This is a genomic window from Agrobacterium sp. K11 (assembly GCF_059429395.1).
The window spans coordinates 13803-25851 of the sequence record NZ_JCAHRB010000005.1 but is presented as its reverse complement, the minus strand read 5'-3'; the positions used below and the strand labels follow the sequence as shown (position 1 = coordinate 25851).

General features: G+C 58.2%; 13 protein-coding genes and 1 riboswitch. Of the genes, 5 read left to right on the top strand and 8 right to left on the bottom strand.

Annotation, left to right across the window (positions count from 1 at the left end):
- The first annotated feature begins 69 nt into the window (after window positions 1–69).
- The gene (locus AC5SEO_RS12990; RefSeq protein WP_003512938.1) at window positions 70–882 is read left to right on the top strand and encodes a ferredoxin--NADP reductase; all 813 of its coding nucleotides are present in this window, start codon (window positions 70–72) and stop codon (window positions 880–882) included.
- A gap of 59 nt (window positions 883–941) precedes the next feature.
- On the opposite strand, the gene AC5SEO_RS12985 is transcribed toward AC5SEO_RS12990, so the two are convergent.
- Window positions 942–2282 (bottom strand): MFS transporter, encoded by a 1341-nt coding sequence (locus tag AC5SEO_RS12985; protein ID WP_174061419.1) that lies wholly within the window; start codon window positions 2280–2282, stop codon window positions 942–944.
- A 133-nt stretch (window positions 2283–2415) separates the two neighbouring features.
- Between AC5SEO_RS12985 and AC5SEO_RS12980 the strand changes: the two genes are divergently transcribed.
- Window positions 2416–2919 carry a hypothetical protein gene (locus AC5SEO_RS12980; protein WP_003512942.1) on the top strand — a complete coding sequence of 168 codons (504 nt, stop codon included), beginning with the start codon at window positions 2416–2418 and terminating at the stop codon, window positions 2917–2919.
- Window positions 2920–2965: 46 nt separating this feature from the next.
- Here the strand turns inward: AC5SEO_RS12980 and AC5SEO_RS12975 are convergent, their stop codons facing one another.
- The 5 genes from AC5SEO_RS12975 to AC5SEO_RS12955 all read right to left on the bottom strand — a co-directional run bounded on the left by AC5SEO_RS12975 (window position 2966) and on the right by AC5SEO_RS12955 (window position 8875).
- Window positions 2966–3769, bottom strand: a complete 804-nt coding sequence (locus AC5SEO_RS12975) for an endonuclease/exonuclease/phosphatase family protein (RefSeq protein ID WP_113473209.1) — start codon at window positions 3767–3769, stop codon at window positions 2966–2968.
- 159 nt (window positions 3770–3928) lie between these two features.
- A complete protein-coding gene (gene gcvP, locus AC5SEO_RS12970; RefSeq protein WP_174068328.1) occupies window positions 3929–6793 on the bottom strand; it encodes an aminomethyl-transferring glycine dehydrogenase in 2865 nt (954 codons plus the stop codon).
- Complete coding sequence (gene gcvH / locus AC5SEO_RS12965; RefSeq protein ID WP_003512948.1) at window positions 6793–7155, bottom strand: glycine cleavage system protein GcvH; 363 nt, start codon at window positions 7153–7155, stop codon at window positions 6793–6795. The genes gcvP and gcvH overlap by 1 nt, the downstream gene beginning before the upstream one ends.
- Window positions 7156–7183: 28 nt before the next feature.
- Entirely contained in the window at window positions 7184–8323 is a 1140-nt protein-coding gene (gene gcvT / locus AC5SEO_RS12960) for a glycine cleavage system aminomethyltransferase GcvT (RefSeq protein WP_174068329.1), read from the bottom strand.
- Between the two features lie 154 nt (window positions 8324–8477).
- A riboswitch (glycine riboswitch) is annotated at window positions 8478–8565 on the bottom strand.
- A gap of 124 nt (window positions 8566–8689) precedes the next feature.
- Window positions 8690–8875, bottom strand: coding sequence for a DUF3008 family protein (locus AC5SEO_RS12955; RefSeq protein ID WP_003496099.1), 186 nt, complete (start codon window positions 8873–8875; stop codon window positions 8690–8692).
- 173 nt (window positions 8876–9048) lie between these two features.
- Between AC5SEO_RS12955 and AC5SEO_RS12950 the strand changes: the two genes are divergently transcribed.
- The gene (locus AC5SEO_RS12950) at window positions 9049–9429 is read left to right on the top strand and encodes a hypothetical protein (RefSeq protein ID WP_236771174.1); all 381 of its coding nucleotides are present in this window, start codon (window positions 9049–9051) and stop codon (window positions 9427–9429) included.
- 88 nt (window positions 9430–9517) lie between these two features.
- Window positions 9518–10507: a copper chaperone PCu(A)C domain-containing protein gene (locus AC5SEO_RS12945; protein WP_174068331.1), complete on the top strand. Its 990-nt coding sequence runs from the start codon at window positions 9518–9520 to the stop codon at window positions 10505–10507.
- Window positions 10508–10569: 62 nt separating this feature from the next.
- Here the strand turns inward: AC5SEO_RS12945 and AC5SEO_RS12940 are convergent, their stop codons facing one another.
- Window positions 10570–10998: a plastocyanin/azurin family copper-binding protein gene (locus AC5SEO_RS12940; protein ID WP_080798579.1), complete on the bottom strand. Its 429-nt coding sequence runs from the start codon at window positions 10996–10998 to the stop codon at window positions 10570–10572.
- A gap of 119 nt (window positions 10999–11117) precedes the next feature.
- On the bottom strand, window positions 11118–11408 hold the full coding sequence (locus tag AC5SEO_RS12935; RefSeq protein ID WP_174068332.1) for a hypothetical protein: 291 nt from the start codon (window positions 11406–11408) through the stop codon (window positions 11118–11120).
- Window positions 11409–11610: 202 nt separating this feature from the next.
- On the opposite strand from AC5SEO_RS12935, the gene crcB reads away from it, so the two are divergent.
- Window positions 11611–11988 (top strand): fluoride efflux transporter CrcB, encoded by a 378-nt coding sequence (gene crcB / locus AC5SEO_RS12930; RefSeq protein ID WP_013636055.1) that lies wholly within the window; start codon window positions 11611–11613, stop codon window positions 11986–11988.
- The last annotated feature ends 61 nt before the right edge of the window (window positions 11989–12049 follow it).

The following is a 12049-nucleotide window of genomic DNA, read 5'->3' as shown; positions in this document are numbered from 1 at the left end:
CCGCGGCAAAAATGGTATAATTGCCCGGTCGAAGAATGTCGCTTATCGAATGAATGGACGGAACCTGAAATGAACGCGCCAGCCAAGACGGAAGATTTCGCGATCAAGATACCTGATGGTGTTTACGCCGAGACAGTTTTGTCGGTGGAGCACTATACGGATCACCTGTTCCGTTTCCGCATGACGCGTCCGGCCGGCTTCCGTTTCCGTTCCGGCGAATTCGCCATGATCGGCCTGATGGTCGGCGAAAAGCCGATCTACCGCGCCTATTCCATCGCCAGCCCTGCCTGGGACGAGGAACTTGAATTCTTCTCGATCAAGGTTCCGGATGGCCCGTTGACCTCGCATCTTCAGGCGATCAAGCCCGGCGATACCGTGCTTATGCGCAAGAAGCCGACAGGCACTCTGGTTCTGGATGCGCTGACACCAGGCAGACGGCTCTATATGTTCTCGACCGGCACCGGCATCGCACCCTTCGCAAGCCTGATCCGCGATCCCGAGACCTATGAAAAGTTTGAAGAGGTCATCCTCACCCATACCTGCCGCGATGTGGCCGAACTGAAATACGGTTTCGATCTGGTCGAGGAAATCAGGAACCATGAATTCCTGAACGAGATCGTCGGCGACAAGCTCAAGCACTATGCGACTGTCACGCGCGAGGATTATCCCTTCAAGGGCCGCATCACCTCGCTGATTGAGAACGGCAAGCTGTTTGCGGATCTGGGTGTTCCCGCACTCGATCCCGCTATCGATCGCGGCATGATCTGCGGTTCTTCGGCCATGCTGAAGGACACGAAGGAGCTTCTTGAAAAGGCCGGCCTTAACGAAGGTGCGAACAACAAGCCTGCCGAGTTCGTCATCGAGCGTGCTTTCGTCGGATAACCGACACTTGCGCAAGTTGGATGAAGGAGGCCGTTAGGCCTCCTTTTTATTTGTACGGTTTACTGAGGCAGTGCTTCGTCGGCCTGCTTCGGGGCGATCTCGTTTCGGTAGATGAAGAAGAGAGCGATGGCGATGGCCGATATGCCGCCGCCGACCAAGTGCGAAAGGGCGTAACCGCCTTTGGTGACCAGCCAGCCGGCAACGACGTTGCTGAGGGACGCACCAATGCCCTGCACCATCATGACGCTTGCAAGGCCGACATTGAACCGGCCGGTTCCCTTGAGAATGCGTTCGGCGGCCACAGGCGTCACGATGCCCAGAAGGCCGGCACCGATACCGTCAAGCAGCTGTACCGGAAAGATTACCCAGAAATCCGTGAAGGCGGATGCCAGCAGACCGCGGATCGGAAGGGCGGCAAGCGCGATCAGGAACACCGTCGCAAGACCGAAGCGACGGATCAGCCACGGCGCCAGGGCCGCAACGAAGATCATGGCAAATTGCGCGACGCCAGTAATGATCGCTGTCGTGCGAAATGGTGTCTGCAGTTCGATGGCAAAATTCTGCGCGATAAGCCGCCCCATCGGCGCGTTGCCGAAGTGGAAGATGAGAAGAATGATCGCGAGGAATATCAGACCGCGTTCGTGAAGCAGCACGTTGATGCCTGAGGGCCCCGGTTCGCCCTTGTCTTCGCCAAGGCCTCGCGCCACCTTGTGGTCGATCCTGTCGGGGTCGATGGCGGCGGCGGCAACAAGTGCGCCGGCAGCCGTCAGAAGCATCAGTCCGATGACGCCATGCAGGCCGAAGAAGGAAACAGCAACGTAAGTGGCGAAGAGCGATGCGAAATTGCCGCCATGGTTCCAGAATTCGTTTCGCGATATCTGACGGGAGAACAGGCGTTCACCGACCAGACCAAGCGTCAGTCCGGCCAGAGCCGGTCCCACGACGGCGCCGACAACCGCAGTCATGATCTGGCCGGTCCAGACGATCCACGCATCGGGAAAAATCAGCGTAATCAGCGCTCCGACGGTCACGAGAACGACGGGGATGGCAATCAACGTTCTTTTCCACGTCGTGCCGTCCACCAACGCGCCGCAGAGCGGTGTGGCAAGCAGACCGACGAGGCCGCCGACCGTGGCGATCATCCCCAGCGAAAGCGAAGACCAGCCCTGTGTCGCCAAAAATGCATCCAGAAAAGGCCCTAGCCCGTCGCGGGCATCGGCCAGAAAGAAATTAAGCGCCGCAAGGGCAAAAAGCGTGCGGTCTGACATACCACCGCTGCGAGGCAGACCGCCGGAGGGGAGGCTGCCGCGCGGTGCCAAAACGCCGATCGTCGTCATGAAATATGCTCCGAAAAATACGCGGTAGGTGATCAGAAATTGATCGACGCTGGCGAGAAACATCTATGCCTGCATTTGGTTGCATCGGCACGAGAGAAACATGAGCCTCTCGAATTTTTTGACAGTTGCTAAATAAACGGGAGGAACGTTTGACGGTGCAAGCGAGTTAGTCTTCGTGAAAAATTGGATACGCGCCATGAAAACGACGGCTATCACGAGTTTATTTTTTGCAGGGCTGCTCGGTGTGCAGCCGGCATTAGCGGACGAACGCGAATTCCTCTCGTCGCTGAAAGGTACATGGGCGGGCAAGGGAACCGTGATCACCCGCATTGGCACGCCGCCGATCAACGTCAATTGTACGCTGAATTCCAAAACGGGGACCTCGTCGCTCAATATGTCCGGCACATGCCGTGGGCTTCTGGTGGTCAGGCGCGCAATTGCAGCCGACCTGTCGGAGAAAGGTGGACGTTACAGCGGCGCCTACACCGGACCCTCTGGCCGCCCGTCTGCCCTTTCCGGTACGCGACAGGGAAATGCAATCAATCTGACGGTTCGCTGGAACCGCGACATCAACGGCGACCGCGTCGCAGCCATGACAATCGAAAAAGTCGGGCAAAACGGCCTGCGGCTTCGCACCACCGACAAAGACGGCAGGACCGGCAAGACTGTGGTGACGAGCGATATCCGGCTCGTGCGCTGACCAAACCGTGAGATGAAGACAACGACCGATAAGGCGGCTTAAGCCTCTAGCTGAATTCGAGCAGCAAGGGGCAATGATCCGAGACTTCTGGCTGTCTCACCACATCAAAGTGATCGACCTGCACAACCGGATTGACCAGCATGTAATCTGCAAAACGGTTTTGTTTGGCATAGTGCGAGGTGCGCGTGTCTGTGAAACCACGTGTTGTGACGAGTTCGATGAGATCCAGTTCCTTCAATACCGTGAAGGTGTCGCTCTCAGGCAGAACATTAAAATCGCCGCAGACGATGATCCGGTCACCATCCTCCGCGATGTCTTTGACGAGTTTCACGAGGCGTTTTGCCTGCATCAAACGGGCGGGAATATCGTGTTTACCGTTGGGGTCACGCAGCCCATGCATATGGGCGATGACGGCTGGCTGGCCGGTCGTGAAGTCGAAAACCCTGACAGCATGGCCCGTGCGCGAACGCGGGTGATCTCCGTACCCATTCGCAGAAAAGCAGCCGTGCACGAAACCTTGAGCCTGCGCAACAATCGCGATGGATTTACGCACGAAAGTCGCCAGCCCCCATTGAGAGGGATATCGTGTCTCCCCGTGCCAGAGGTCACCCTGTGCCGCCGGGCAAAAGATTGCCAGATGATCGGGTAGGGCTTCTTCGACATCGCGAAGAAAGTTCGCCCTTTGCGGCAGATCCCTACCGTCATCGCGATAGCTCAGCCAGTCCTCTTCGGCTGCCGGTGTATGCACCACTTCCTGCAAACATAGAATGTCGGGATCGGACGCGGAGATATAGGGAACAAGCTCGTCATGGAGCTTTCCGCCCCAACCATTCAGGCAAATCAAACGCATTCAAACTCCATCACCGCTTAAATTGCAGCATCCGGTTTAGCATGGAACGGGTTACGATCAATCGCATGTGACGTGGTCGCCCGGTCTTGGGGCTTGTGTCCGGAACGAAAAAGGCCCGGATCGCTCCGGGCCTTCATAAGTTCGTTCGTACCGATGCCTTTATTCGGCGGCCTCGGCATAAGCCTCCATCGGCGGGCAGGTGCAGATGAGGTTGCGGTCGCCATAGACATTGTCAATGCGGTTTACCGGCGACCAGTATTTGTCGATGCGGAAGGCGCCGGGCGGGAAGCAACCCTGTTCGCGGCTGTAAGGACGATCCCACTCGCCGACGAGATCTTCCACCGTGTGCGGCGCGTTCTTCAGCGGATTGTTGGTCTTGTCCGCACGGCCTTCCTCGATGTCGCGGGCTTCCTCGCGGATCGCCAGCATGGCATCGCAGAAACGGTCGATTTCCGCCTTGGTCTCGGATTCCGTTGGCTCGATCATCAGCGTGCCGGCAACCGGCCAGCTCATGGTCGGCGCATGGAAACCGCAGTCGACGAGGCGCTTTGCAACGTCGTCCACCGTCACGCCGCAGCTGTCTGCCAGCGGGCGGGTGTCGATGATGCACTCATGCGCCACTCGTCCCGTTTCGGACTTGTAGAGCACGTCGTAAGCGCCCTTCAGCCGTTCGGCGATGTAGTTGGCGTTGAGGATCGCAACCTTGGTCGCCTGCGTCAGCCCTTCGCCGCCCATCATCAGGCAGTAGCTCCAGGAAATCGGCAGGATCGACGGCGAGCCGAAGGGGGCAGCCGAAACCGCACCTTCACGACCGTCCGTCGTCGGATGGCCGGGAAGATAGGGAGCAAGATGCGCCTTGACGCCGATCGGCCCCATGCCCGGACCGCCGCCGCCATGCGGGATGCAAAAGGTCTTGTGCAGGTTGAGGTGGCTGACGTCGGAACCGATATCGCCGGGACGGGCAAGACCAACCATGGCGTTCATGTTGGCGCCGTCGAGATAGACCTGACCACCGTGTTTATGGGTGATCTCGCAAATCTCGCGAACCGTCTCCTCAAACACGCCATGGGTGGACGGATAGGTGATCATGCAGCACGAGAGGTTTTCCGCATACTGCTCTGCTTTTGCTCGGAAATCGTCGATATCAATATCGCCATTTTCCCGCACTTTCACCGGCACCACTTTCATGCCGACCATCTGCGCGGAGGCTGGATTGGTGCCATGCGCCGAGGTTGGAATGAGGCAAACGTCGCGATGTGCGCCGCCATTGGCGATGTGGTAGTTGCGGATGGTCAGGAGCCCCGCATATTCCCCTTGCGCGCCGGAATTCGGCTGCATGGAGAAGGCGTCGTAACCGGTGACTGAGCACAGCTTTTCCGAGAGGTCATCGATCATTTCCTTGTAGCCGAGCGCCTGATTGGCTGGCACGAAGGGATGGATGTCGGAAAATTCCGGCCACGTGATGGGCAGCATTTCCGCAGTTGCGTTCAGTTTCATGGTGCAGGAACCGAGCGGGATCATCGAGCGGTCGAGCGCGAGATCACGGTCCGAAAGACGGCGGATGTAACGGGTCATCTCGCTTTCGGCACGGTTCATGTGGAAGATCGGATGCGTCATGTACTGGCTGGTGCGCAGCAGTTCCTTCGGCAGGCGATATTCCAACTCGAAATCCGAGATCGAGAAATTGCCGCCGAATGCGCGCCAGACCGCCTCAAGCGTCGCGGGACGCGTGCGCTCGTCAAGGCTCATGCCGATCTTGGTCGCGCCGACCTTACGCAGGTTCACACCTTCCGCAACGGCCGAGCGCAGGATGACGCCCTGCATATGGCCGACTTCGACGGTGATGGTGTCGAAGAAGGTTTCCGGCTCGATGACGTAGCCAAGCTTCTCCAGGCCCTTGGCCATCAAAACGGCCTTCTGGTGGGTCTGCTGCGCAATCGCCTTGATGCCCTGCGGGCCATGGAAGACGCCATACATCGACGCCATGACTGCAAGCAGCACCTGCGCGGTGCAGATGTTGGAGGTAGCCTTCTCGCGGCGGATATGCTGCTCGCGGGTCTGCAGCGACAGACGATAGGCGCGATTGCCGCGCGCATCGACTGAGACGCCGACCAGACGGCCAGGCATGGAGCGCTTATGTGCATCCTTGACGGACATGTAAGCCGCATGCGGACCACCATAGCCGACCGGAACGCCGAAACGCTGCGAGGTGCCGATGGCGATATCCGCACCCATTTCACCGGGTGACTTCAACAGCGTCAGCGCCAGAAGATCGGCGGCAACGGCAGCGATGGCACCCGTCTGGTGCAGGCGGGAAATCAGGCCCGAGAAATCGCTGACATGACCGTGGGTGCCCGGATACTGGAAGATCGCGCCGAACACGTCGACAGGATCGAGATCGGTAAATGGATTGCCAACGATAACCTTCCAGCCGAGTGGCGCCGCGCGTGTCTCGATCAGCGCGATGGTCTGCGGATGGCAATTGGCATCGACGAAGAAGGCGGTCGCCTTGGACTTCGCGACGCGCTGGCACATCGCCATGGCTTCGGCAGCGGCAGTCGCTTCATCGAGCAGCGATGCATTGGCGACATCGAGGCCGGTCAGATCGCAGACCATGGTCTGGTAGTTCAGCAGCGCCTCAAGACGGCCCTGGCTGATTTCTGGCTGGTAAGGCGTATAGGCTGTGTACCAGGCCGGGTTTTCCAGAATATTACGCTGGATCACCGGCGGCGTGATTGTACCGTAATAGCCCTGGCCGATCAGCGAGGTCAGCACCTGGTTCTTGTTGGCCGTCTCGCGCAGGCGGTCGAGCGCCTCGCGTTCGGTCAGCGCTGCACCCCAGGTCAGCGGCACCTTCTGGCGGATGGAGGAGGGAACGGTGGCGTCGATCAGGGCATCGAGGCTCTCGTAGCCGATGACCTTCAGCATCTCCGCCATTTCCGACGGCGACGGCCCGATGTGACGCCGGTTGGCGAAATCATAGGGCTGATAGTCGGTGAAATGGAATTCCGTGGGCGTCGTCATTACGCGATCAGCTCCTTGTAGGCTGCCTCGTCGAGCAGCGTATCGGCATCCGCGGCGTTGGAGAGCTTCAGCTTGAAGAACCAGCCGGCACCCTGCGGATCGGAATTGACCAGCGAGGGATCGTCGACGATGGCCTGGTTGATTTCCACCACTTCGCCATCCAGCGGACAATAGACATCGGAAGCCGCCTTGACGGATTCAACGGTCGCCGCGTCGCCATTCTTGGAGAAGGTGGCGCCCACTTCCGGCAATTCGACGAAGACGAGGTCGCCAAGCTGTTCAGCGGCGTGGCTGGTAATGCCAACGGTGGCGATATCGCCTTCGAACTTCAGCCATTCGTGTTCTGCGGTAAATTTCAGCATCGTATTCTCTCCGGAGATGGGATGAAGATTATCGTTTGTAGGTAGGCTTGATGAAGGGCAGGGCAGCGACGGTGACGGGCAGATATTTGCCGCGCACTTCCGCAAAGATCGCCGTGCCGGGAGCAGTATAGGCCGCAGGGACGTAACCCATGGCAACGGGACCTTCGACCGACGGACCGAAGCCGCCGGAGGTTACTTCGCCGATTTCCGTCTTGCCTTCGGCATCCGCGAAAAGCTTGGAATGACCGCGCACCGGTGCCTTGCCCTCTGGCTTCAGGCCGACGCGACGGCGCGATGTGCCGTCCTTGAGTTCACCGAGAATACGCTCCGCCCCAGGGAAACCGCCTTCGCGATCACCGCCGGCGCGGCGCGCCTTCTGGATCGCCCATTCAAGCGAGGCTTCGATCGGGGAGGTCGTTGTATCGATATCGTTGCCGTAGAGACAAAGGCCAGCTTCAAGACGCAGGCTGTCGCGTGCTCCAAGCCCGATCGGCTCGCAATCAGGGTGCTCAAGCAGGGCCTTGGCGATCTCTTCCGCCTTTTCGGCAGGCACGGAGATTTCAAAACCATCCTCGCCGGAATAACCGGAACGGGAAACGATGCAGGGAACGTCGTGCAGGGGAACTTCCAGCACGTCCATGAACTTCATTTCGGAAACACCGGCCCAAAGCTCGGCCAGAACCGCTTCCGCGCGTGGTCCCTGAAGCGCAATCAGCGCACGATCATCCAGAAGGGTAATGTCGCAAGTGTCAGAAAGATGCGCCTTCATATGGGCGACATCGGCGTCCTTGCATGCCGCGTTGACGACGACGAAAAGGTGATCGCCGCGATTGGTGATCATCAGATCATCGAGGATGAAGCCGTTTTCATCGGTGAAGAAACCGTAACGCTGGCGGCCTTCCTTTAGGCCGAGAATGTCAACCGGCACCAGTTTTTCAAGCGCGATTGCAGCGTCGGCATTGTTGCCCGACTTCGCCTTTACGATAACTTGGCCCATGTGGGACACGTCGAAGAGGCCAGCAGAGGTACGGGTCTGAAGATGTTCCTTCAGCACGCCCGCCGGATATTGCACCGGCATGTCGTAACCGGCGAAAGGCACCATGCGGGCGCCAAGGGAAACATGCAGGGAATGGAGCGGCGTGATTTTAAGCTCGGCGGTATCGTCCAAGGACGCCTCCAGGGTTGCGCGAAAGATCGCGCGGGCTCAGGTCATGACGCAAAAAACGCGCCGGGTTCAAGAGCCCCCTCTGTCCTTGTCGCCTGAGATTGTTATCCCTTCGGCGAGCCGTCCTTATGAAAGGTGGCTTCTCTCCAGAGTTCCGTCGTCACCGGTGGTCCTTTTGCCTGAGAGTTTCCGGGGCGGTTGCTCCTTCGGCACCGCAATGAAGCGGTTTCTCCCAACGATGATGCGAGGCTCATTATCTTCGAAGCCCGGTCATTGGCAAGGACGAAATGACGCATCTGAACAGATTTTTGCTCCATCTGCGCCATCGCTGGCTAGATACACGGCGAGTTCCAAGCATGAAGCGTGCCGTCAGTCTGATTTTTTCTCCGGCAGACCCTTGCGCTTTGTCGACGCCAGTTCATCAAGTTCCTTTTCTGTCATGGACTTCTCCATGCTTTTTGAAGCACCTTGTAAACTGGATTTCTTGACTTCACCGCGTTTGGCGGCCAGCGCCGCACCTGCGGCTTTCTGCTGGGCTTTCGATTTGGCTGGCATGTCGGTACTCCTTCCGAAACGATCCGTATTGGAAAGGAAATGCCGCCCTGTATCGATTGTTCCTTTGAGCGGTTGGGCCTGCGGCAAATTTCCCCTTTGAAATCGGAAAGAAAGAGGGGTATCGCCAGAAGATGGACGCAAATCGAAAACGACCGCTGACAAGGGTGGAGAAAATGCTTCGCATTTTCTGCGCGCTTTTGATGTTGTCGCTTGGTTTTGCCCACAAGCCCGCGCTCGCCGCGGCACCTGCCGTTCTTCTGGATGAGAGCTACCGGCTGCCGGACGGCACCTTTGCCGAAATCTGCCTTGGCCACAGCGGCAGGGTAAATGCCTCGCACCCCAATGACGGCCCTGCCCATTCAAGCGATGCGATCCTGTTTTGCGAGGCCTGCCTGCTGGCCTCGTCCATTCTCTTGCCGGTGCCCGATGCGGCCGGCTGGCTGAGGACGGAATTCGCTTGGCTCGACAATCGCCTGACCGCGGAATGGGGCTTTCACTCGGTCCAGACGATCCGCAAACCGTCCGCACGCGGCCCGCCATCCCTGTCCGCCTGATCTCTTCGTTTCACAGGATCATCGCCGCCGGGTGGCGGCACGGAGCAGCTGCCCGGGCCAATGGCGCCGCAGTCGCAAGGACAAACAAATGAAAACCACCAAGATCATCACCTGCACCCTGTTCGTCGCCTCCGTCTCGACGGCGCAGGCCTTCGCCCATACGACCTTCGTTGACGGTTCGGCCGAACAGGAAAGCACAATCGTTGCCGCACTTCAGGTGCCGCATGGCTGCGATGGCGGACTTGCCACCACGGAAGTGCAGATCAAGCTGCCGGAAGGCTTCATCACTGCCAAGCCGCAGCCCAAGGCCGGTTGGAACCTTGAGGTCATCAAGGGCGACTATCAGAAAGCCTACAAGAACCACGGGAAGGACATCAAAAGCGGTGCGGTCGAAATCCGCTGGAAGGGCGGCAATCTGCCGGATGAATTCTATGACACCTTTGCCGTTCAGGGAAAAATCTCCGGCATAGAGGCCGGGCAGGACCTTCCCTTCAAGGTAACGCAGCTCTGCGGCGACAAAGGCAAGGTTTCCTGGGACGAGGTGGCGGCCGCAGGCGTCGATCCGCATTCGTTGAAAAGCCCGGCGCCGACCATCCGCGTTACCGCAAAAGCCCATGCCGGCGGGCATGACCATTCCGCTATGGCCATGGATATGGATATGGACGTGGTGAAGGCTGGCAGTCTCGAGCTTTCGGCTGGCGCGACAAAGGCCATGCTGCCCGGTCAGCCCGTGGGCGGCGGTTATGTGACGATCAAGAATACCGGTTCCAGCGACGACAAGCTGATCGGCGTCGAATCCTCCGCCGCCGGCCGTGCGGAAATTCACGAAATGGCCATGGTCAACGACGTCATGAAGATGCGCAAGCTGGATGACGGCATCGTCATTCCCGCCGGCGAGACAGTGGAGCTGAAGCCCGGCGGCCTGCACATGATGTTCTTCAACGTGAAGAAGCCGTTCGCCGAAGGCGACAAGGTGCCGGTGACGCTGATCTTTGAAAAGGCTGGCAAGGTCGAGATTGTGCTTTCCGCAGGCTCGGCTAAGGGTGGTGACGACAAGAACGCTCACCAGCACAACTGACGCAAAAAAGAGGCTGCCGGAACGCAATACTCATCCGGCAGCCTCAGCTTGTTCGACCAATATTATTTTGTAACAGTCAGCTTGGCCTGCATACCCGCTTCGTAGTGACCTTTTATGTTGCATAAGAGGAGATATGTGCCGGGCGTAAGCTTTGCCTTGAGCTGACCATCGCCGCCCGGCTTCAGGTCGGCCACTTCGCCAAGACTTTTAAGCTGTTTTTCATCGACACGGTGTTTCGCGGTATTGAGCGGTATTTTTTCGTCTGCAGACTTCAGCTTGACGAGCACCATTTCGTGCTGCTCGCTCATGGCATCATTATGCACATGAAACACGGCTTCACCGGCTTTGACCGTCGTCTGGTCCATCACGAGTGTCATTGGTCCGCCACCTTCACCGCCTTCGGTGACCTTGATGGTCGTGGCCGCGAAAGCCGGCGCCGAAACAAGGAGCGCGATCGTGGTGGCTGCGACGTGACGGGCAATAGAAATCATGATCTTCCTCCAGTTGGTACCGAAGGACTAAAATTTGAATCTGACAACAACCTGAACGGGCGAAATGCGCACCAAAAAACTTATGAATCGATTTAATAAGTATGGATATCGAATTGATATTATAAGTTTTTATTGGATTGATTTTCCTCGTAGGCCTGCACGGCCTGATCGAGTGTTGTCTGGCGGGCGTTGCGATGGCTGGCGCTTGTCAGGAAATAGAGGGTCAAGGCCGGCGGCTTGATGGCGGTGAGCAAGGCTCTCAACTGGAAATCGTCTCCCTGTTCGGCCTTGCGCGCCAATTCGTGAATGGCTTCCTCAACCTCGCTTCTGCGCGATACACGCTGCGACGGCTTCACGGCCTCCAGTGCGTAGGCCGCAGTGTTTGCAGAAACGGAAAGAACCTGTGTCATCCAACCTCCGGCCATCCTTCGCCGACCCGTAAAACCGCAGATTAGCAGCTGCGTCTTGTTGGAAGCCTAAATCGCGGACGTGCAATTTAATCGAGTTTTAATCGAAAAAAGGTCGGGACGAGGGGGTTTCACCACCCGTGGCTATGTTCTAGAAAACGTCTTCAACAGACCCGTCGGGTATTTCTCCGGAGACATTCCCCAAATGCTGAATATCGCTCTTGTCGCAGCAGGCGGCGCAATCGGTTCGGTTTTCCGCTATCTCGTGGGTCTGTTGAGTGTGCGCCTTGTCGGCATGACTTTCCCTTGGGGAACGCTGGCGGTGAATGTGGTCGGATCCTTTCTCATCGGTTTCCTGGTTGAGCTTGTTGCAAGGCGGCTGAACGCGTCCATGGAGATGCGTCTGTTTCTGGTCACCGGCGTTCTCGGTGGCTTCACCACCTTTTCGTCCTTCTCGCTGGATGCGGTAGCGCTTTTCGAACGTGGCGCGCTCGGCCTTTCAGCGGTTTACATCACGGCAAGCCTGGTGGTTTCCATCGCGGCGGTTTTCGCCGGGCTGGCCTTGGGCCGCAGTTTGTTCTAAAGGCTTGCTCCAAACGGTGCGCCGGATAACAGGGCGCGCGATCAAGACAGAGAGACTGGAA